19 protein-coding genes are annotated in these 20,620 nt (G+C 72.6%); 11 read left to right on the plus strand and 8 right to left on the minus strand.

The window, feature by feature from the left end; all coding sequences use genetic code 11:
• Positions 1 to 72: 72 nt before the first annotated feature.
• A complete protein-coding gene (locus tag ABT369_RS31075; RefSeq protein WP_350617334.1) occupies positions 73 to 798 on the minus strand; it encodes a (Fe-S)-binding protein in 726 nt (241 codons plus the stop codon).
• A 2-nt stretch (positions 799 to 800) separates the two neighbouring features.
• Entirely contained in the window at positions 801 to 1,832 is a 1,032-nt protein-coding gene (locus tag ABT369_RS31080; protein ID WP_350617336.1) for a LacI family DNA-binding transcriptional regulator, read from the minus strand.
• Between the two features lie 167 nt (positions 1,833 to 1,999).
• Here ABT369_RS31080 and ABT369_RS31085 point away from each other — a divergent pair, with 167 nt between their 5' ends.
• The 8 genes from ABT369_RS31085 to ABT369_RS31120 are packed head-to-tail and all read left to right on the plus strand — an operon-like array spanning position 2,000 to position 11,472.
• Positions 2,000 to 3,484, plus strand: a complete 1,485-nt coding sequence (locus ABT369_RS31085) for a sugar ABC transporter ATP-binding protein (RefSeq protein WP_350617339.1) — start codon at positions 2,000 to 2,002, stop codon at positions 3,482 to 3,484.
• A complete protein-coding gene (locus ABT369_RS31090; protein WP_350617340.1) occupies positions 3,481 to 4,509 on the plus strand; it encodes an ABC transporter permease in 1,029 nt (342 codons plus the stop codon). Before ABT369_RS31085 ends, ABT369_RS31090 begins: the two co-directional genes overlap by 4 nt.
• Complete coding sequence (locus tag ABT369_RS31095) at positions 4,506 to 5,480, plus strand: ABC transporter permease (protein ID WP_350617343.1); 975 nt, start codon at positions 4,506 to 4,508, stop codon at positions 5,478 to 5,480. The genes ABT369_RS31090 and ABT369_RS31095 overlap by 4 nt, the downstream gene beginning before the upstream one ends.
• Before the next feature lie 58 nt (positions 5,481 to 5,538).
• Positions 5,539 to 6,597, plus strand: coding sequence for a rhamnose ABC transporter substrate-binding protein (rhaS, locus tag ABT369_RS31100; RefSeq protein WP_350617345.1), 1,059 nt, complete (start codon positions 5,539 to 5,541; stop codon positions 6,595 to 6,597).
• A 9-nt stretch (positions 6,598 to 6,606) separates the two neighbouring features.
• A complete protein-coding gene (locus ABT369_RS31105) occupies positions 6,607 to 6,930 on the plus strand; it encodes an L-rhamnose mutarotase (RefSeq protein WP_350617348.1) in 324 nt (107 codons plus the stop codon).
• The gene (gene rhaI, locus ABT369_RS31110; RefSeq protein ID WP_350617351.1) at positions 6,927 to 8,105 is read left to right on the plus strand and encodes an L-rhamnose isomerase; all 1,179 of its coding nucleotides are present in this window, start codon (positions 6,927 to 6,929) and stop codon (positions 8,103 to 8,105) included. The genes ABT369_RS31105 and rhaI overlap by 4 nt, the downstream gene beginning before the upstream one ends.
• Positions 8,102 to 10,111, plus strand: coding sequence for a bifunctional aldolase/short-chain dehydrogenase (locus ABT369_RS31115; RefSeq protein ID WP_350617353.1), 2,010 nt, complete (start codon positions 8,102 to 8,104; stop codon positions 10,109 to 10,111). Before rhaI ends, ABT369_RS31115 begins: the two co-directional genes overlap by 4 nt.
• Positions 10,108 to 11,472 (plus strand): rhamnulokinase, encoded by a 1,365-nt coding sequence (locus ABT369_RS31120; protein ID WP_350617356.1) that lies wholly within the window; start codon positions 10,108 to 10,110, stop codon positions 11,470 to 11,472. The genes ABT369_RS31115 and ABT369_RS31120 overlap by 4 nt, the downstream gene beginning before the upstream one ends.
• Before the next feature lie 53 nt (positions 11,473 to 11,525).
• Here the strand turns inward: ABT369_RS31120 and ABT369_RS31125 are convergent, their stop codons facing one another.
• The 6 genes from ABT369_RS31125 to ABT369_RS31150 all read right to left on the minus strand — a co-directional run bounded on the left by ABT369_RS31125 (position 11,526) and on the right by ABT369_RS31150 (position 17,220).
• Positions 11,526 to 12,086 carry an HD domain-containing protein gene (locus ABT369_RS31125; RefSeq protein ID WP_350617358.1) on the minus strand — a complete coding sequence of 187 codons (561 nt, stop codon included), beginning with the start codon at positions 12,084 to 12,086 and terminating at the stop codon, positions 11,526 to 11,528.
• A complete protein-coding gene (locus ABT369_RS31130) occupies positions 12,083 to 12,730 on the minus strand; it encodes a 4'-phosphopantetheinyl transferase family protein (RefSeq protein ID WP_350617360.1) in 648 nt (215 codons plus the stop codon). The genes ABT369_RS31125 and ABT369_RS31130 overlap by 4 nt, the downstream gene beginning before the upstream one ends.
• A 136-nt stretch (positions 12,731 to 12,866) precedes the next feature.
• Positions 12,867 to 13,892, minus strand: a complete 1,026-nt coding sequence (locus tag ABT369_RS31135) for a hypothetical protein (RefSeq protein WP_350617362.1) — start codon at positions 13,890 to 13,892, stop codon at positions 12,867 to 12,869.
• Positions 13,893 to 14,021: 129 nt separating this feature from the next.
• A complete protein-coding gene (locus tag ABT369_RS31140) occupies positions 14,022 to 14,636 on the minus strand; it encodes an FMN-binding negative transcriptional regulator (RefSeq protein WP_350617364.1) in 615 nt (204 codons plus the stop codon).
• A 26-nt stretch (positions 14,637 to 14,662) separates the two neighbouring features.
• Entirely contained in the window at positions 14,663 to 16,075 is a 1,413-nt protein-coding gene (locus ABT369_RS31145) for an FAD-dependent oxidoreductase (protein WP_350617366.1), read from the minus strand.
• Entirely contained in the window at positions 16,072 to 17,220 is a 1,149-nt protein-coding gene (locus tag ABT369_RS31150; protein WP_350617368.1) for a polysaccharide pyruvyl transferase family protein, read from the minus strand. The genes ABT369_RS31145 and ABT369_RS31150 overlap by 4 nt, the downstream gene beginning before the upstream one ends.
• Positions 17,221 to 17,297: 77 nt before the next feature.
• Here ABT369_RS31150 and ABT369_RS31155 point away from each other — a divergent pair, with 77 nt between their 5' ends.
• The 3 genes from ABT369_RS31155 to ABT369_RS31165 all read left to right on the plus strand — a co-directional run bounded on the left by ABT369_RS31155 (position 17,298) and on the right by ABT369_RS31165 (position 20,415).
• On the plus strand, positions 17,298 to 18,314 hold the full coding sequence (locus ABT369_RS31155; RefSeq protein WP_350617370.1) for a potassium channel family protein: 1,017 nt from the start codon (positions 17,298 to 17,300) through the stop codon (positions 18,312 to 18,314).
• A 47-nt stretch (positions 18,315 to 18,361) separates the two neighbouring features.
• Complete coding sequence (locus ABT369_RS31160) at positions 18,362 to 18,895, plus strand: hypothetical protein (protein ID WP_350617372.1); 534 nt, start codon at positions 18,362 to 18,364, stop codon at positions 18,893 to 18,895.
• 971 nt (positions 18,896 to 19,866) lie between these two features.
• Positions 19,867 to 20,415, plus strand: coding sequence for a sigma-70 family RNA polymerase sigma factor (locus ABT369_RS31165; protein WP_350617374.1), 549 nt, complete (start codon positions 19,867 to 19,869; stop codon positions 20,413 to 20,415).
• The last annotated feature ends 205 nt before the right edge of the window (positions 20,416 to 20,620 follow it).

The following is a 20,620-nucleotide window of genomic DNA, read 5'->3' on the forward strand; positions in this document are numbered from 1 at the left end:
CCGCTTCGCTCCGGCCGCACGAGCAGCCACCTGCGCCCCTGTGAGCGGCCCCTCCGCTCCGCTGCGGACCGCTCATGTCGAAGCCAAGATTTCCGCCAGGTGTACCGGACGAGTCTCCACCGACATCCGCGAGAGCCCGCCGCCGATGTGCATCAGGCAGGACGAGTCCCCGGCGGAGACGACGTCGGGGTCGGTGGACAGCACGTTGCGCAGCTTGTCGGCGAGCATCGCGGCCGAGGTGTCGGCGTTCTTGAGCGCGAAGGTGCCCCCGAAGCCGCAGCACTGCTCGGCGTCGGGCAGCTCGACCAGGTCGATGCCCTCGACCTCGCGCAGCAGCCGCAGCGGCCGGTCCCCGACGCGCAGCATGCGCAGCGAGTGGCAGGTCGGGTGGTAGGTGACCCGGTGCGGGTAGCGGGCGCCGACGTCCGTCACGCCGAGCACGTCGACGAGGAACTCGGACAGCTCGTAGGTGCGCTTGGCGACCTCCCCGGCCCGGGCCGCGAGCTGGCGCTTCCCGGCGCGCTCGGCGACCGCGGCGTGCTGGTGGCGGACCGAGCCCACGCAGGAGCCCGAGGGCGCCACGATCGCGTCGTAGGGCTCGAACGTGCGCATGTGGTGCTCGACCAGCTTGACGGCCTGGCGCTGGTAGCCGGTGTTCACGTGCATCTGCCCGCAGCAGGTCTGGGCCTCGGGGAACACCACCTCGTGCCCGAGCCGCTCCAGCAGCGTCACGGTGGCCTTGCCGACCTGCGGGAACATCGCGTCGGCCAGACACGTGACGAACAGTGCTACGCGCACGGTCACCGGCCCTTTCGACGGCCGCGCGGGCGGCCGCTCGACTCGCGGACGATCAGCTCCGGCTGGAAGACCACGTGCCGGTGCTCGTGCCGGCCGTCGTCCTCGATCTCCTCGAGCAGCAGGGCGGCCGCCGTGCGGCCGAGCTGCTCGCGGGGTTGCCGGACCGAGCTTAACGGCACCGCGGCGGCCGCGGCGAACTCGATGTCGTCGTAGCCGACGATCGCCACGTCCTGCGGCACCCGCAGGCCGCGCTGGGTCATCTCCTGCAGCACCCCGAGGGCGAGCAGGTCGTTGGCGCAGAACACGGCGGTCGGGCGCTCCCCGTCCGGGCCGGAGGCGATCTGCGTGGCGGCGGCCCGGCCGGCCGCGACCGTGAGGTTCGGCGTCGGGACGACGACCAGCTCCGCCCGGCCCTCGACGGCCTCGGCGATGCCGGCCCGGCGGTCCTGGACCTGGGCGATCGACATGGGCCCGCCGACGAAGGCGATGCGCCGGTGCCCCTGCTCGACGAGGTGCTCCCCGGCGAGCCGGCCGCCGAGGATGTCGTCGACGGCGACCGAGCAGCGGCTGTGCCGGCCCGAGCCGCGGTCGACGAGCACGACCGGGGTGCCGCGCTGGATGAGCTGCTCGAGGCGGGAGTTCGGCCCCTCGTCCACCGGCGTGATGAGCACCCCGCGCACCCGCTGCTCCTCGAGCAGCTCGAGGTGGCGCTGCTCCCGGTGGGCGTCCTCGCCGCTGTTGCACACCACGACCATCACGCCGTGGTCCTCGGCGGCCGCCTCCGCGCCGCGCACGACGTCGGTGAAGAAGGGGTTGGTCACGTCGAGCACCACCAGCGCGATCTGCCGGCTCTGCCCGGCCCGCAGCTGCCGCGCCGAGTCGTTGCGCACGTAGCCGAGCTCGGCGATCGCGTCGAGCACGCGCTGGCGGGTGCTCGTGGCGACGAGCTCGGGGCGGTTGAGGACGTTGCTGACGGTACCGATGGAGACGCCAGCCCGCCGTGCGACCTCTTTGATGCCCGTTGTGGTGGTCATCGATCTCCTGAAACGTGTTAAGCATTTGGCGCGCTGGGGTGCGCCGCGTCCGGTGTATCAAATCGGTAACGCGATCGAAACCCTTGACGGCGTCAGGGCTCGGCTTCTACCGTCACTCTAACCAGTCTATGAAACGTTTCACAAGGACCCTTCGAAAGGGGGCCCGCGTGCTCGTACTCGAGGGCGTCAGCAAGTCCTTCGGTGCCGTCGCGGCGCTGCGCGACGTGCGCCTGGACCTGCGCGCCGGGGAGGCCCACGCGCTCGTCGGCGAGAACGGCGCCGGCAAGTCCACGCTGGTCAAGATCCTGGCCGGGGCGCACGCCCCCGACGCCGGAACGCTGAGCCTGGACGGCGAGCCGCTGGTGCTCGCCAACCCCGCCGACGCCCGCGCGGCCGGCATCGCGGTCATCTACCAGGAGCCGACGCTGTTCCCGGACCTCTCGGTGGCCGAGAACATCTTCATGGGCCGCCAGCCGCTGAAGTCCGGCCGCCGCATCGACACCGCCGAGATGCGCCGCCGCGCGACCGAGCTGTTCGCCCGCCTCGGCGTGCAGATGGACCCCGACCGCCCGGCCCGCGGCCTGTCGATCGCCGACCAGCAGCTGGTCGAGATCGCCAAGGCGCTCTCCTTCGACGCCCGGGTGCTCGTCATGGACGAGCCGACCGCGGCGCTGTCCGGCGTCGAGGTCGAGCGGCTCTTCGCCGTGGCCCGCTCGCTGCGCGACGCCGGGGCCGCGGTCCTGTTCATCTCGCACCGCTTCGACGAGGTGTTCGCGCTGTGCCAGCGCATCACCGTCATGCGCGACGGGCAGTGGGTCTCCACCGACCCCGCCGACGAGCTCACCGTCGCCGACGTCGTGCGCCGCATGGTCGGCCGCGAGGTCGGCGAGCTGTTCCCGAAGGAGGAGGCGGCGATCGGGGAGGCGCGGCTGGAGGTGCGCGGCCTCAACCGGCAGGGCGCCTTCCACGACGTCAGCTTCACCGTCCGCAGCGGCGAGATCGTCGCCCTGGCCGGGCTCGTCGGGGCCGGGCGCTCCGAGGTCATCCGCGCCGTCTTCGGCGTCGACCGCTACGACTCGGGCGAGGTGCTGGTCGACGGCCGGCCCCTGCGCGCGGGCAGCGCGTCCGCGGCGATCGGGGCCGGCCTCGCGCTCGTGCCCGAGGACCGCCGCCAGCAGGGCCTGGTGATGGAGCTGTCCGTCGAGCGCAACGCCACCCTGCCGCGGCGCTGGTCGCTGTCCCGGCTCGGGCTGCTCTTCGGCGGGGCCGAGCGGCGCTCCGCCCAGGACTGGGCCGGGCGCCTGCGGGTGAAGGCGGGCCGGCTCGGCGACCCGGTCTCCACGCTCTCCGGCGGCAACCAGCAGAAGGTCGTGCTGGCCAAGTGGCTGGCCACCCGGCCGCGCGTGCTCATCGTCGACGAGCCCACCCGCGGCATCGACGTGGGCACCAAGGCCGAGGTCCACCGGCTGCTGACCCGGCTGGCCGGCGAGGGCGTCGCGGTCCTCATGGTCTCCAGCGAACTGCCCGAGGTGCTGGGCATGGCCGACCGGGTCCTCGTGATGCACGAAGGGCGGCTCGCCGCCGACATCCCCCGCACCCGAGCCGACGAGGAGTCCGTGATGCTGGCCGCCACCGGGCAGGGGGAGCGATGACCGTCGTCGACAGCCCGGCCCCGCCGCGCACCGCCCGGGCCACCCGGCTCACCCACCGCGTCTTCCTCGTCCGCGAACTCGGCATCGTCGTCGCGCTCGTGCTGCTCATCGGCATCACGGCGATCACCAACCCGCGCTTCCTGTCCCATCAGAGCGTCAAGGACCTGCTGCTCGGCGCCACGATCCTGGCGATCCTGGCCACCGGGCAGGCGATCGTCGTCATCACGCGCAACGTCGACCTGTCGGTCGGCTCGGTCCTCGGCCTGTCGGCGTTCCTGACCGGCACGCTCTTCCTGAACCACCCCGGCCTGCCGATCCCGGTGGTGCTGGTGGCGGGCGCGGCGCTCGGCGCGGTGTGCGGCGCGGTCAACGGCGCCCTCATCGCCGCCGCCCGGGTGCCGGCGCTCGTGGTGACCCTCGGCACGCTGTACGTCTTCCGCGGCATCGACTACCGATGGGCGACCGGCAAGCAGATCAACGCCGCGGACATCCCGGTCGCGTTCCTGCACATGGGGACGCGCACGATCCTGGGCGTACCGCTGCTGACGCTCTTCGCCCTCGTCGTCGTGCTCGCCGCCGGCTTCTACCTGCGCTCCTACCGCAGCGGCCGCGAGCTCTACGCCATCGGCTCCGATCCCGCCGCGGCCCGGCTGTCCGGCATCGCGGTCGGCCGGCGGGTGTTCTTCGCGTTCGTCACCTGCGGCGCGCTCGCCGGGCTCGCCGGCACCCTGTACGTGGCCCGCTTCGGCACCCTCGACGCCAACGCCGGGCTCGGCCAGGAGCTCAACGTCGTGGCCGCGGTCGTCGTCGGCGGCGTCGCGATCTTCGGCGGCAGCGGGTCCGTCTACGGCGCGGCCCTGGGCGCGATGCTGCTCACCACCATCGGCAGCGCCCTGCCGGTGCTCGGCGTCACCCCGTTCTGGCAGAAGGCCGCCGTCGGCGCGCTGATCCTGGCCGCGATCGGGCTGGACCGGGCGCTGTCGGTGCGCGTCACCAAGAGCCTGCAGCGAGGGGTACACCAGTGAATGTCATCCGCAGGCTGGGCTCCTGGGATCTGATCGTCCTGCTCGCCCTCGTGCTGGTCGTCGTCATCGGCGCGAGCACGATCGAGGGCGTGGCGAGCCCGCGCTTCTGGCGGTTCGTGACGCTCGAGGTCATCCCGATCGCGATCGTGGCCCTGCCGCTGACGCTCGTCATCATCACCGGCGAGATCGACCTGTCCGTCGCCAGCGTCATGGGCCTGACCTGCGCCGTGATGGGCGACCTGTGGGCCCACGGGGTCACCTCGCTGCCCGTGCTCGTGGCGCTGAGCCTGGTCCTCGGCGCCGTGCTGGGCGCGGTCAACGGCCTGTTCGTCACGGTCTTCGGGCTGCCCTCGCTCGCGGTCACGATCGGGACGCTGGCCTTGTACCGAGGGCTCGCCTACGTCGTGCTGGGCGACCGGGCGATCTCCGACTACCCGGATTCGTGGACCAGCGGCTCGACGAAGGCGATCCCCGGCCTGACCATCCCCTGGTTCATCATCGTCGTGGCGGTCCTCGCCGTGCTCTTCGCCGTGGTGCTGCACGCCACGCCGATCGGCCGCGGCCTCTACGCGATGGGCAACAACGCCGAGGCCGCCCGCTTCGCCGGGGTCGCCGTCGGCCGCACCAAGTTCTGGCTGTTCGTCGCCACGAGCACCATGTCGGCCCTGGCCGGCGTCTTCTGGACCTTCCGCTTCGCCAGCGCCCGCGCGGACAACGCCAACGGCCTGGAACTCGCCGTGGTCGCGGCCGTGCTCCTCGGCGGCGTGTCCATCTTCGGCGGGCGCGGCGGCCTGCTCGGCGTCCTCGGCGCCGTCGTGCTCATCTGCGTGCTGCGCAACGCGCTGCAGCTGGCCTCCGTGCCCGAGAACACGCTCACCATCGTCACCGGATCGCTGCTCATCGCCTCGGTCGTCGGACCGAACGCCGTCGCCATGGCGCGGGAACGTCTGCGCCGTCGACGGCCCGCCTGAAGGTTCGCCGAACACCCCCAAGGTAAGTCCCGCCCGCCCGTCAGTTGAAAGGATTCACATGAGACGAGGCAAGCTCATCGCGGCTGTGGTCGCGACCGCCCTCGCGTTCAGCATGTCGGCCTGCGCCGAAGACTCCGGCTCCTCGACGTCCGCCGACAGCAGCGGGAGCGCCGGCGGCTCCGGCACCATCAAGAGCGGGCTGAAGGTCGCCTTCCTGCCCAAGCAGGTCAACAACCCGTACTTCGACACCTCCGACAACAAGGGCGGCAAGGTCGCCGTCGAGGAGTTCAAGGGCACGTACAGCGAGACCGGCCCGTCCGAGGCGAGCCCGTCGGCCCAGGTCAGCTACATCAACACCCTGTCGCAGCAGGGCGCGAACGTGATCGCCGTGTCGGCCAACGACAAGGACGCCATCTGCGGGGCGCTCAAGGACGCGCGGCAGAACGGCGCCAAGGTCGTCACCTACGACTCCGACACCAAGCCCGAGTGCCGCGACCTGTTCATCAACCAGGCCAGCACCGAGGGCATCGCGAAGATCCAGGTCAAGCTCATCTCGGACGCGATCGGCGCCGACGGCGGCGAGATCGCGATCCTCTCGGCCACGGCGAACGCGACCAACCAGAACGCCTGGATCGAGCAGATGAAGACCGAGCTGGCGAAGCCGGAGTACAGCAAGCTCAAGCTCGTCGACACCGTCTACGGCGACGACGACGACCAGAAGTCGTTCCAGGAGGCCCAGGGGCTGCTGGCCAAGCACCCCAACCTCAAGGGCATCATCTCGCCGACCACCGTGGGCATCGCCGCCGCCGGCCGCTACCTGAGCGGCTCGTCGTACAAGGGCAAGGTCCAGCTGACCGGGCTCGGCACGCCGAACCAGATGAAGGCGTACGTCAAGGACGGCACCGTCAAGGCCTTCGCCCTGTGGAACCCGGCCGACCTCGGCTACCTGGCCGCCTACGCCGGCGCCGCGCTCGCCTCCGGCCTGCTCAAGGGCAAGGAGGGCGACAAGTTCACCGCCGGCAAGCTCGGCGAGTTCACCGTCGGCAAGGACGGCGTCGTGCTGCTCGGCGACCCGTACACCTTCAAGGCCGACAACATCGACCAGTTCAACTTCTAAGGGGTCGTCGTGCGCCGGTACTGCTTCACGCTGCAGGTGAAACCCGAATTGCTGGAGGAGTACCGGCGCCGGCACGCCCACGTCTGGCCGGAGATGCTCGTCGCGCTGCGCGGCGCCGGCTGGCACGAGTACCAGCTCTTCCTGCGCGACGACGGGCTGCTCGTCGGCACGTTGCTCGCCGACGACCTCGCCGCCGCGCAGGCCGCCATGGACGCCACCGAGGTGTCCGCGCGCTGGGAGGCGCAGATGGCGGAGTTCTTCATCCACGGGCGGCGCTTGGTCGTCCTCGACGAGGTGTTCAACCTGGAGCACCAGCTTGGAGCATTGCAATGACCGATCTCGCCCCGGAGACGCGGGCACGTGTCGCGGCGCGGCTGCGCGATCAGCGGATCGAGACGGCGTCCTGGGCATACGGCAACTCGGGCACCCGCTTCAAGGTGTTCGCGCAGGAGGGCGTGCCCCGCGACCCCTACGAGAAGCTCGCCGACGCCGCCCAGGTCCAGCGCTTCACCGGCGTCGCGCCGAGCGTCGCGCTGCACATCCCGTGGGACCTCGTCGACGACTACGCGGACCTGGCCCGGCACGCGTCCGACCTGGGGGTGCGGGTCGGCACCATCAACACCAACGTGTTCCAGGACAACGACTACAAGCTCGGCAGCGTCACCAACCCCGACGCCGGCATCCGGCGCAAGGCGATCGGGCACCTGCTGGAGTGCGTCGACGTGATGGACCGCACCGGGTCGCGGGACCTGAAGCTGTGGTTCTCCGACGGCACCAACTACCCGGGGCAGGACGACGTGCGCACCCGGCAGGACCGGCTCGCCGACGCCCTCGCGGAGACCTACGCGCGGCTCGGGGAGGACCAGCGGATGCTGCTGGAGTACAAGCTCTTCGAGCCGGCGTTCTACATGACCGACGTGCCGGACTGGGGCACCGCCTACCTGCACTGCACCGCCCTCGGCGAGCGCGCCCAGGTCGTCATCGACACCGGCCACCACGCGCCCGGCACGAACATCGAGTTCATCGTGGCGATGCTGCTGCGGGCCGGCAAGCTCGGCGGCTTCGACTTCAACTCGCGCTTCTACGCCGACGACGACCTCATGGTCGGGGCCGCGGACCCGTTCCAGCTGTTCCGGATCATGCACGAGATCGTGCTCGCCGACGCGCTCACCTCGCGCGGTATCGCGTTCATGCTCGACCAGTGCCACAACATCGAGCCGAAGATCCAGGCGGTCATCCGCTCGGTGCTCAACGTGCAGGAGGCGACGGCCAAGGCGCTGCTCGTCGACCACGCGGCGCTGAAGGCGGCGCAGGAGGCCGGCGACGTGCTCGGCGCGAACGAGGTGCTGATGGACGCGTACAACAGCGACGTGCGGCCGCTGCTGCGCTCGGTGCGCGAGGACATGGGGCTCGACCCCGACCCGATCGGGGCGTACAAGCGCTCCGGCTACCTGGAGGAAATTGTGGCTTCGCGAGTCGGCGGCAACCAGGCGGGGTGGGGCGCGTGAGTGCCGCTGACGATCTGATCGCGCGGTCGAACCGGCTGGGTGCCGACCCGCGCAACACCAACTACGCCGGCGGGAACACGTCGGCCAAGGGGTCGGACACGGACCCGGTGACCGGCGGCCCCGTCGAACTGGTGTGGGTCAAGGGCTCCGGCGGCGACCTCGGCACGCTGACGTCGTCCGGCCTCGCGGTGCTGCGCCTGGACCGCCTCCGCTCGATGGTGGAGGTCTACCCGGGCGTCGAGCGCGAGGACGAGATGGTCGCCGCGTTCGACTACTGCCTGCACGGCCGCGGCGGCGCGGCCCCGTCGATCGACACCGCGATGCACGGCCTCGTCGAGGCCCCGCACGTCGACCACCTGCACCCCGACGCCGGGATCGCCCTGGCCACGGCGCTCGATGGTCCGGCGCTGACCAAGGAGTGCTTCGGCGACCGCGTGCTGTGGGTCCCGTGGCGCCGCCCCGGGTTCCAGCTCGGCCTCGACATCGCCGCCGTGCAACGCGCCAACCCGCAGGCGATCGGCGTGATCCTCGGCGGCCACGGGATCACCGCGTGGGGCTCGACCTCGGACGAGTGCGAGCGCAACTCGCTGGACATCATCGCGACCGCCACGGCGTTTCTGGCCTCACACGGACGGCCCGATCCTTTCGGCTCCCAGGTGCATGCTCCTCTCGAACCCGACGAGCGCCGTGCGCTCGCGGCCGAGCTCATGCCGCTGCTGCGCGGGCTCGCGTCGACCGACCGGCGGCAGGTCGGCCATTTCCGGGATGACGACGTGGTGCTTGACTTCGTGGGATCGGCGCAGATGCCCCGGCTCGCGGCGCTCGGGACCTCGTGCCCCGATCACTTCCTGCGGACCAAGGTGCGTCCGATGGTCCTGGAGCCCGGCGGCGGCAGCGAGGAACGCATCCGCGAGCTGCACGCGGCGTACCGAGCCGACTACGCCGCCTACTACGAGCGCAACGCGGCGCCGGACTCGCCGGCCATGCGCGGCGCGGACCCGGCGATCGTGCTCGTGCCGGGCGTGGGCATGTTCTCCTTCGGCGCCAACAAGCAGACGGCGCGGGTCGCGGGCGAGTTCTACGTCAACGCGATCAACGTGATGCGCGGGGCCGAGTCCGTGTCGAGCTATGCGCCGATCGACGAGGCGGAGAAGTTCCGGATCGAGTACTGGGCCCTCGAAGAGGCCAAGCTCCAGCGCATGCCGAAGCCCAAGCCCCTCGCGACCCGGATCGCGCTGGTCACCGGCGGCGGCTCCGGCATCGGGCGGGCCATCGCCCTGCGCCTGGCGGCCGAGGGCGCGTGCGTCGTCGTGGCCGACCGCGACGCCGCCGCGGCGGCGGCCGTGGCGGGCGAGATCGGCGGGGCCGACGTGGCGCTGCCGGTGACGATGGACGTCACCGACGAGGACGCCGTGCGGGCCGCGCTCGACGCGGCCGTGCTCGCGTTCGGCGGCGTCGACCTCGTCGTCAACAACGCCGGCCTGTCGGTGTCGAAGCCGCTGCTGGAGACCACCGCGGCCGACTGGGACCGGCAGCACGACGTGATGGCGCGCGGCTCGTTCCTCGTCGCGCGGGAGGCGGCCCGGGCCATGATCAGGCAGGGGCTCGGCGGCGACATCGTCTACATCGCCAGCAAGAACGCGGTGTTCGCGGGGCCGAACAACGTGGCCTACGGGGCGACGAAGGCCGACCAGGCGCACCAGGTGCGGCTGCTGGCGGCGGAGCTGGGGGAGCACGGCATCCGCGTCAACGGCGTCAACCCCGACGGCGTGGTCCGGGGCTCCGGCATCTTCGCCTCCGGCTGGGGCGCCCAGCGCGCCGCGGTCTACGGGGTGCCCGAGTCGGAGCTCGGCGCCTTCTACGCGCAGCGCACGATCCTCAAGCAGGAGGTCCTGCCCGAGCACGTGGCCAACGCGGTCTTCGTGCTGACCGGCGGCGAGCTGTCCCACACCACCGGCCTGCACATCCCGGTGGACGCGGGCGTGGCGGCGGCGTTCCTGCGATGAGAATCGCGGCGGTCGATCTGGGGGCCTCGAACGGCCGGGTGATCGTCGGGGACGTCTCGTCCTCGTCGCTCACCTTCGCCGAGGTGGCCCGGTTCGCCAACGACCCGATCCGGGTCGGCGGCGTGCTGAGCTGGGACTTCGAGGCGTTGTACCGGGGGGTGCTGGAGGGGCTGGCGGCGGCCGGCCCGCTGGACTCGGTCGGCATCGACTCGTGGGCCGTGGACTACGGCCTGCTCGACGAGCGCGGTGCCCTGCTCGGCAACCCCGTCCACTATCGCGACGCGCGGACGGACGGGGTCGCCGACCGGTTCGACGGCTACGAGCTCTACCGGGCCTCCGGCATCGCCACGCTGCCGTTCAACACGATCTTCCAGTTGGCCGCGGCCCGGGGCGGCGCGCAGCTCGAGGCGGCGCGGACGCTCCTGCTGATGCCGGATCTGCTGTCGTACCGGCTGACGGGCGTCGTGGGCACGGAGCTCACGAACGCCTCGACGACCGGACTGCTCGCGGCCGGCGGCGGCAGCGGATGGTCGCCGGGCCTGCTGTCGCTCGCCGGGGTCGACGCCGCCCTGTTCCCGCCCCTGCGCGCGCCCGGGGCTCCGGCGGGCACGATCAAGACCTCGATCGGGGTGTCGCCGGGCACCCCGGTCACCGTCGTCGCGTCGCACGACACGGCGTCGGCGGTGGCCGGGGTGCCCGGTGCGGGGAACTTCGCGTACATCTCATGCGGCACCTGGTCGCTGGTCGGCGTGGAGCTGCCGGCGCCGGTGCTGACCCGCGAGTCCTACGAGGCCGGCTTCACGAACGAGATCGGCGTCGACGGGACGGTGCGGTACCTGCGCAACGTCATGGGCCTCTGGCTGCTCCAGGAGTGCATGCGGGAGTGGTCCCTGCCGCTCGCCGGGCTGCTGGAGGGCGCCGCGGCGGCACCCGGCGGGCGGAGCGTCGTGGACGCCACCGATCCCGGGTTCCTCGCGCCGGGCGACATGCCGGCGCGCATCGCCGCGGCGTGCCGGGCGGCCCAGCAGCCGGTGCCGTCGACGCCCGCGGAGATGACGCGCTGCATCCTCGACTCCCTCGCGCTGGCCTACCGGCGGGCGATCGACGACGCGCGGCGGCTGGCCGGGGTGACGGTGGACGTGGTGCACATGGTGGGCGGCGGCGCGCTGAACACGCTGTTGTGCCAGCTCACCGCGGACGCCTGCGGTCTTCCGGTCCTCGCCGGGCCCGTCGAGGCCGGCGCGCTGGGCAACATCCTGGTGCAGGCGCGGGCGCTCGGGGTGGTCGAGTCGGACCTGGCGGACATGCGGGAGCTGGTGCGTTCGACGCAGCCGATCGTGCGGTACACGCCGCGCGCCTAGGCGGATTTGTCGTACCGCTGCGGTACGGTGGCGGCATGGTTAGAACAGGCGTTCTAGGCCGTGGGGAATCTCGACTGGAAGGCCAGTCGGGCGTCGGCGCCGTCCGCGATGCGGGCGAGCTCGTCGTCGAGGCGCATGAACACGGCCCAGACCGGCTCGCCCCTGGCCCCGGCGATGACCTGCGCGACCTGCTCCTCGAGCCCGGCCTCGCGCCGCCCTTTCCAGACCTTGTCGGCGAGCGTGACGAGCAGCTCCTCGAGCGTGGCCGCGTCGCGCCGCCAATTCCCGTGCAGCGCCGCAAACCGGGCCAGGCGCGGCTCGACGCCGAGCTCGACGAGCAGCTGCTGCCCGGCCGGCTCGTGCTGTGCACCGGACCCGGACAGCTCGCCGGGGAAGCGGACCTTGCCGATGTCGTGGGTGGCCGCGCCGAAGAGGACTGCCGCCCCGTCCACCTCGCCGCCGACCCAGTCGACGATCTCTACGGCGACGTCGTGCACGGCCCGCAGATGGGCACCGAGCCGGGGCGGCGCGCCGACCTGCCGTAGCAGCGCTGCGGCCGCCTCCGGCAGCGGCCGCAGCCCCGCCTCGGTGATCGCCCGCTCCAGGGTGCTCATGCGGTCACGATCCCCGCGCTGCGCACCAGGTCGGGCGCGGCGTGGAACCGTCCGCGGAACGCGGCGGGCGCGCCGGGTGACTTCCGCAGCCGCTCCGGGAGGATCTGCGCCTCGAACGAGCCGGTCTCCACGTCGATCGTCAGCCGGGCATCGAGGAAGTCCAGCCAGGTCCCGACGATCGGCGACCACAGCTTGTAGACGACCTCCTTGGCCGAGAAGTGCACCGCCGGCCACCAGTCCTCGTCGCCGCGGGCCGCGCACCAGGCCAGCTCCTCGGGCCGGCAGATTGCGGACCGGATGTTCTGCGGCAGGATCGTGCGGCGCTCGGCATCGATCCCGACGGCCCGCACGTCGTCGCGGCGGGCGACGGCCGCGGCACAGTAGCCGGCGGTGTGCGTGATGCTCCCGGTCGTCCCGTCGGGCCAGATCGGCGCCCGGTTCTCGGACGGCACGAGCGGCCTGGCGTGCACCCCGAGCCGCGACAACGCCCGTCGCGCGCAGCTGCGCCCGGCGGTGAACTCCCGCCGCCGGCTCTCCACGGCCCGGGCACTGAGCCCGGCGGCCTCGTCGGGCAGCAGCTCCGCCGTGTAGTCGGCTTCCCCCGCGATCTCGACGGCCACCCACTCCGGCAACAGGTCCTGCACCCGAGCGACTCTACTTTTCGCGCACTCGTCCGCCCACCCCGCCGGCTCACCCGACGGCGGCGTCAGCGGCCGGTTTCCGGATCGCGGGTGGTGCATGGCAGGAACAGCCCGCCGAGCACGGCCCCCGCGAGCATCGTCAGCGGCCGGTTTCCGGATCGCGGGTGGTGAACGGCAGGAACAGCCCGCCGAGCACCGCCCCCGCGAGCATCGTCAGCACGACGACGCCGCTCCACAGCTCCAGCGACCACGCGACCCCGAGCGAGAGCTGCACCCCGATGAGGTGCGTTGGCCAGATGAGCAGCGGCACGACCACCCCGATCGCGAGCGGCACCATCCCGGCCCGCAGGGCTACGCCCCCCTGGACCCCCTGGACCACGAGATCGGCCAGGACGGCCCCGAGCAGCGGCCAGAGCTGCGCGGAAAGATTCTCGAAGTCGGAGAACAGCCCGTTGGGCACGGAGGCGGCCGCGACCACGAGCGTGACGAGCCCGAACGGCACCCGCCCGAGCCGGCTCCAGACGAACAGCACCGCGGCGACGACCAGCACCGAGTACGTCAGGTACTGCGCCAGCCCGAACGCCTGCCCGTTGCCGTATCCGCTGCTGGCCGCCGGGGCATCGGTGAACGGCGAGAGATAGTCGAGGAAGAACGCCGCGACCGAGGTCCCGCTCGTGGCGCTGATGAGCACCGGCACCTCGGCCGCGCCCGCGGGGCTCGCCGGGCCGTCGCGCCGGGCGCGCTTGGCGGCGGCGGCGCGCACGGGCGTCGCGATCATCAGCGACCCGGCGGTGAGCAGCAGCAGATGCGGCGGGCTGAGCAGCGCCTCGAGGTTGACCTCGATCCCGAACGTGATGTGCCAGATCATGTCGAAGGCCCCGCCGGCGGCGAAGAGGATCGCCCCGAGCAGCCCGAGCCCGTATCCGGCCGGCACCCAGGTCCGCACCGCCCCCTCCGGGCGCCCACGCCACAGCCGGGCGGGCACGAGGCTGATCGCGAGGGCCGCATAGCCGCTGTACAGCACCCCGTGCCACGGCGTGAAGAACGTCTCGAGCGACGGCACGTGCGAATGTGCCCAACCGTCCATGAACAACCCGCCGGCCAGCCAGACCGTGGCGAGCGCGACGACGAGATCCCGCCGATCGGTCGAAACCGGTCGGCGCACAGCGGTACGTTCGGAAACCGTGGACGCCATCCATCGATCCTGACGCATAACGCCCGCGCGCACAGCCTCGTTTCGGCCAACAACCCCGCCCGGGGTGCCGAAAACGGGCGGTTCGGCCAGGCGGTTCGGTCAGGTCGTCCGGCGCAGCAGGTGCTCGCGGGCCCCGGCGTCCATCGGCCCGTTGCGCGCGGCCAGGCGCGCGGCGAGTTCGTGGCGGTGCTCGGGCGTACGGTTGCCGCCGTATTTGAACTTGCCCGCCACCGCCGTGACCGTCAGCTCGATGCCGCGAATGCCGGGCAGGTTGCGGTCCGACGGCAGCACCGGCGCGCGCTCGGTCGCGGGCTGGAACTGCGCGAGCTGGCGGTGCAGCAGTGCGGCCTTCTCGGCGGGGTCGTCGACGACGCGCACGTCGCACGAGAGCTGCACGGCCGCGTAGTACGACGTCGGCACCCCGTCGCGCGGATCGGTGCCCGGCTTCGCGTTCCAGTCCGACGGCACGTACACGTATTCGCCGACCACCGTCAGCAGCGCCCGCGGGTGCTCCTCCAGCGCCGCCCACACCGGATTGGCCCGCGCGAGGTGCAGCCACACGGCCTCGGCGCCGTCGAACGAGAAGTGGGTCGGCACCACCACCGGCAGGTCCCGGCCCCGCCCGGGCGCGATGAGCTGCCCGAAGTCGTGCCCGCCCAGCCACTGTCGCCACTCGGACCCGTCGATCGGCGCGTCCCACGGATGTATCAGCACGGGGACCAGCTTGCGCCATGAACGGCTCAGGCGGGAAGGCTCGCGCCCTGGGCTCGCAGAACGCGCTGGACCTGGGCGGCCGGGATCTCCCGCGGGGGCTTGCCGATGTGGGCGGCCAGCGCGGCGCACACCCCGGCCGCCTGCCCGGTCGCCATCGAGATCGGCATGATGCGGTACGAGCTGTGCGCCACATGGTCGCCCGAGATGCAGCGGCCCGCCACGAGCAGCCCGTCGGTGTCGCGGGGGAGCAGGGAGCGCAGCGGAATGTCGTACGAGCGCCCCTGCGGCACGCGGCGCAGGATCGTGCCGGGCCCGTTGGGGTTGTGGATGTCCACCGGGTAGGCGCCCCGCGCGATCACGTCGTCGAACGAGCGCGCGCTCAGCACGTCCTCGCCGGTGAGCTGGTAGTCGCCGAGCACCCGCCGGGTCTCGCGAACGCCGACGTGCACGCCGCTCTGCAGGACGTACGACTCCTCGAACCCCGGCACCCGATCCTTGAGGAACCGCGCGATCTGGGCCAGCTGCCGGTGGGTGTCCAGCTCGGCGCGGGTCAGGTCCCACACGCTGATGCCCAGGCCGCCGATCCGCGTCGAGTTGACGGACACCTCGTCGTGGTGCGGGGTGGCGAAGAACAGCACGTCCTCGCGGTGCAGGTCGAGCTCGCCCGCCTCGCGCGCCTGGCGGATCAGATCCCACAGCCCGTGGACGCCTCGCCACTGGTCGGGATGCTCGTGGACGTAGCCGAGGAACGCCGAGCGGTCGAAGTTGCCCACGCGGAACATCAGGGTCATCGGCTGGGTCAGGCCGTCGTCGGGGCGGCCGATCTCGTAGGGCGCGCCGGACGCCGCGGCGAGGTCGCCGTCGCCCGTGCAGTCGATGACCACATCGGCATCGAGCACGACCGGGCCGGACTTCGTCTCGAACACGACCCGGGAGCCGCCGTCGGGCAGCGGCATCATGTCCGAGGCGAAGGCGTGCAGCAGGAGCCGCACACCGCAGCCGGACAGCATGTCGTAGGTGACGAGCTTGAACAGCTCGGGATCGAAGGGCACGGTGTAGCCGGTGCCCGGGTCCGGCGCGATGGCGCCTCCGGCGCGGACCAGGCGATCGAGCAGCGTCCACAGGACGCCCGCCACGACCGGCTCGCCCTCGCCGTGGTCGGTCGGCAGCAGGCGGTTGTCGTCGCCGCCCACGGCCTGCTTCATCTCGTTGTGGAAGCTCATGAGGGGCATGACCAGCGCGGCCGTCGCGTTGCCGCCGAGGAACCCGTAGCGCTCCACGAGCACGACGTCGGCCCCGGCCGCGGCCGCGCCCGTCGCCGCCCCGATCCCGGCCGGCCCGCCGCCCACGACGAGCACCTCCGTGCGGCCGCCGTGCGTCGCCGAGCGCGGCGGGAGCTGTACCGCGGGCAGCCCGCTCGGCCGTTCGAGCGCGGTCATGCGTGCACCGCCTCCTCCCGGCCGGCGACGGGCACCAGGCGGTCCAGCTGCGCACCCAGCCGCCGGCCGGTCTCCGTCGCGCGCTGCCGCAGCCCGGCCACCCGCGCCGAGACCTCCTCCTGCCGCTGCGGCCGCTCGTCCCACAACCGGTCGACCTGGGCGATGAGCGGCCCGGCCGCCTCCCGCACGACCCCGCGGGGAACGGGCGCGCCGATGCGTTGCGCGAAGTCGAAGACCTTGCCGGCGTACGGCAGCGCCAGCAGCGGTACACCCGCCAGAGCCGCGAAGATGAGGAAGTGCAGTCGCATGCCGACCGCGAGGTCCAGGTGACGCATCAGATCGAGGATCTGGCCGGGCCGATATTGCCCGTTGAGCACGCGGCAGTGCTCGGCGGCGGTCATTCGCGACAGTACGGCGTGAGAGTGCCGGATGTCCGAGCGCTCCATAGGCACGAAGAGTAGCGCCGCGTCGAGCCGGTGCACGATGAAGTCCCCGACGTGGGCGAGGAGCTGGTGGTACTCGTCCGCATCGAGGTGCTGCGCCGCCCGGCCGGGCTCGCGGACGCTCATGCCGACCACGCGCCGCCCCGGCGGGAGCGTGCCGTGCAGCATGCCGGCGTCGAACTCCTCGGGCTGCAGCAGCAGGGCCGGGTCCGCGGTCACGGTGACCGGCGCGGCCACGCCCGCCTCCTCCAGCGCGACCTTCGACTCCTCGTCACGCACCGTGAGCTCCGTCGCCGCGCCGAGCACCTCGCGCGCCATCGTGCAGTCGAGGTCCTCGGTGAGCGGGCCGGCGCCGATGGCGTACGTGAACACGGGCACCCGCCGCTCCTGGGCGGTCTTCACGACGCGCAGGTAGCGGCGGGCCTCGGTGTCGTACAAGATGCCGCCCCCGCCCAGGACGAGCAGGTCGAGGCGGGCCAGGGACTCGGCGGTCCGGTCCCGTCCGACGCCCTCCCACGCTGCCACGCCGATGCCCGGGTGCTCGGCGGCGGTGTGGTCCGGGTCCCGCGAGAATACGAGGACGTCCGCGTCCGGGCGGCGGGCCCGCAGGTCGGACAGCAGACTGGCCAGGATCGCCTCGTCGCCGAGGTTGTACCCGCCGTAGGAGCCCAGAACACCCACCCGTGGACCGTGCTCGCCCATGTCGCGCCTCCCGTCGCCAGAGCCGGCCCGACTACCCACGAGCGGAACTGTCACACCCGACCCTTATGGTGGATTTCGTGATCCACCTCCCAGCCGTACGTCGCGGCCCGTTGCGAGCGATCAGTGCCCGTCTCGGCCTCGCCGTCGGCCTGGTCTGCGCGATCGTCCTGGTCATCTTCATCGACCGCGACGGATACCGGGACGTCAACGACGACGGTCTGTCGCTGCTGGACTGCTTCTACTACGCCGTCGTGACGCTGTCGACGACCGGCTACGGCGACATCACGCCGGTGTCCGAGTCCGCCCGGCTCGTCAACATCCTCGTCATCACGCCGGCCCGCGTGCTGTTCCTGATCATTCTGGTCGGCACCACCCTCGAAGTCCTGACCGACCAGTACCGCACCAACCTCAGGTTGCAACGGTGGAGGAAGCGCGTGAAGAACCACGTCATCGTGTGCGGCTACGGCACCAAGGGCCGGGCGGCCGTCAGCACCCTGCTGGAGAACGGCTTCGACAAGAACAGCGTGGTGGTCGTCGAGAGCGACCGCGGCGCGCTGCGGCAGGCCACGTCCGACGGGCTCGTCGCGATCGAGGGCTCGGCCACCCGCTCCGGCATCCTCGTCGAGGCGCGCGTGCAGGAGGCCAAGGCGGTGATCATCGCGACCGACAGCGACGACGCGTCGGTCCTGGTCACGCTCACCGTCCGCCAGCTCACCGCGGGCAAGGTATCGATCATCGCCGCGGCCCGCGAGGCCGAGAACGCGCCGCTGCTGCGCCAGTCGGGCGCCCACCACGTCATCGTCTCCTCCGCGACCGCCGGCCGGCTGCTCGGCCTGTCCACGACCGCGCCGCCGCTCATCGAGGTCGTCGAGGACCTGCTCACGCCCGGGCAGGGGATGGCCCTCGCGATGCGCTCGGCCCGGCGCGACGAGGTCGGCTCCTCGCCGCGCGAGCTCACGGAGCTGGTGATCGCCCTGTTCCGCCGGGGCAAGGTGCTGTCGCTGGCCGATCCCGAGGGCACGGCGATCCAGACCGGAGACATGATCGTGTACGTCCGCGACGACCGCCCCGAGTCGATCCCCGCCATGCCGTAGCGTCCGTCCGGGCCGGCCCTCCGAACGGGGTGCCGTAGGGTTCGTCGGTGCGCATCGGGACGTTCCTCGCGACCGTCGTCGTGCTCCTGCTGCTGGTGGCGACGCCGGCCCAGGCCCACGGCGGCGCCTCGGTGACGATCCACTCCGACGGCCTCGGCTCCGTGTGGATCACCGCCCAGTGGCAGGACGGCCACCCGATCAACGAGCCGACGACCGTGACGCTGACGGCCGCGGACGGCGCTTCGGCTTCGGTGGCGCCGTCGGTACTGCGCCAGACCGGCGACGAGCGCGGCACCCAGACGTACAGCGGGACGCTGACCCCCGGCTCCTGGCGCGTGGCGATCGACCTCGGCGCGCCCGTGAACGGCCACTGCCAGGCCGTCGTTCCCGTCGCGGCCCCGACGGCCACGGCCACACCGACGGAGGTGGCGTGCCTGATCCCGGCGACGGCCTCGTCCACGGCGGCGGCGCCCTCGCCGGGCGGCGGCGGCAGCCTGACGCCACTGTGGTTCACGCTGGCGGCTCTACTGGTGGCGGGCGCGGCGGTGACGGTCTTCGTGCGCCGCCGGAAGCGCTCCTGAGGCCGCTGCGGTTCGCCCGGCCCCCGGTCGTGGCCAACTTCCGGCGGTGACGGTCTTCGCGCGCCGCCGGAAGCGCCCCTGAGGCTGCTGTGGTTCGCCCCGGCCCCCCGGTCGTGGCCGGCGCGGCGGCGGGAACGGCCCTGAGGTCGCCTGCCTGCCCGGCACGCCGTTGCTGGTTCAGTTGGGTGCTGCGGCGGGCCTTGTCGCCGCCCGACTTTTGTCGTACCCCTGTTCTAAATTGTCGACATGGAACATGTGCTGACCGCAGAGGACCCGTCGGAATGGCGCAACCGGCTGGAGACGATGCTGGTCGAGCACCGGCTCCGCCGCGCGCGTCGCGCCGCGACCCGGGCCTCCTTCGCCGAGGCGAGGCGACGGGGGCTCGAGGAGCGGCACGCCGAGCGCCTCGCTCGGATGGACCGCGAGGCCCGCACCGCCGAGCTGGAGGCGCACTGGGCCGAACGAGACGCCCGGGCCTCCAGGTCCGCCCGCCGACCACGCGCCCCGGCCCCACCTCCGCCACCCAACGCACCCGACACTCATCCGCCCCTGCATCCGCCCGCGCTGCCCGATGCACTCGACACCCACTCGCCCGCGCCTGTACCCCCGCCGCCGGCACCCGCGCCCACGCCTGCGCCCTCGCCTTCGCCCGCACCCCCGCCGCCCGACGCACGCGACACTCACTCGTTCGCGACCCCGGCTCCCGACGCCGCCCCGGCTCAACCCGCTGCCCCGGCTCCGTCGTCTTCGTCGGCCTCTTTACCTCGCTCGGACGGCCCGCAGACCGGCCGATTCTCTTCCGCTTCATCACCCGCGATCCGTTCCCGGGCGGGCGTTGATCTCCCAGCGCGGGGCCCACCCGAGCAACCGTGGTGTTTTCACCGGCCGGCGAAGGTTCACGCTCGGTGGGCTCGGCTACACCCTGGTGAGGCGGAAGGGGGATTGCCAGGGTGGGGCGCTAGGCTCGCTGCGTGACTGCTGAGGCCAACGGCGAGGTGGACCCGGCGACCGAGGCGCTCCTGGCCGCGCGATCGGGCGACGAGCGGGCCGCGGCTGCCTTCGTGCGGGCCACGCAGGCCGAGGTCTGGCGGTTCGTCGCGGCGCTGGTCGGCGTGGCGCAGGCCGACGACGTGACCCAGGACACCTACCTGCGGGCCTTCCGGGCGCTGCCCGAGTTCGCGGGCCGTTCCTCGGCGCGCACGTGGGTGCTCTCCATCGCCCGGCGGGCGTGTGCCGACCAGGTGCGGGCGGCCGTGCGCGCGCGGCGCCTCGAGGCCCGGGTCGTGGCCGAGCCGGCGCCGCTGGCCGAGACCGACCACGCGGGCCTGCACGCCACGAACGCGCTGGTCGCCGCCCTGCCCGCGGAGCGCCGGGTCGCGTTCGTGCTGACACAGGTGCTCGGCGTGTCATACGCGGAGGCCGCCGAGATCGAGGACGTCCCCGTCGGGACCATCCGCTCGCGGGTCGCCCGGGCGCGCGCCGACCTGGTCACCGCCATCGCGGCCGCCCGAGCCGGATGACCGACGCTCACCGAGACGACTTGCGTGTGCCGCGATCCGAGGCGTCCGCGCTGAGCTGGATGGCCGACGCTCACCGAGACGACGTGCGTGTGCCGCGATCCGAAGCGCCCGCGCCGAGAGCCGAGGTGCGCACACCAGGACGCTCCGCCCCGCCGACCGCTGTCGTCCCTCTGGCGGGTGCCGAAGTGCGCGCGCTGGGATGCTT

Origin of the sequence: Dactylosporangium sp. NPDC000244 (assembly GCF_040300725.1) — a bacterium.
Classification (GTDB): domain Bacteria; phylum Actinomycetota; class Actinomycetes; order Mycobacteriales; family Micromonosporaceae; genus Dactylosporangium.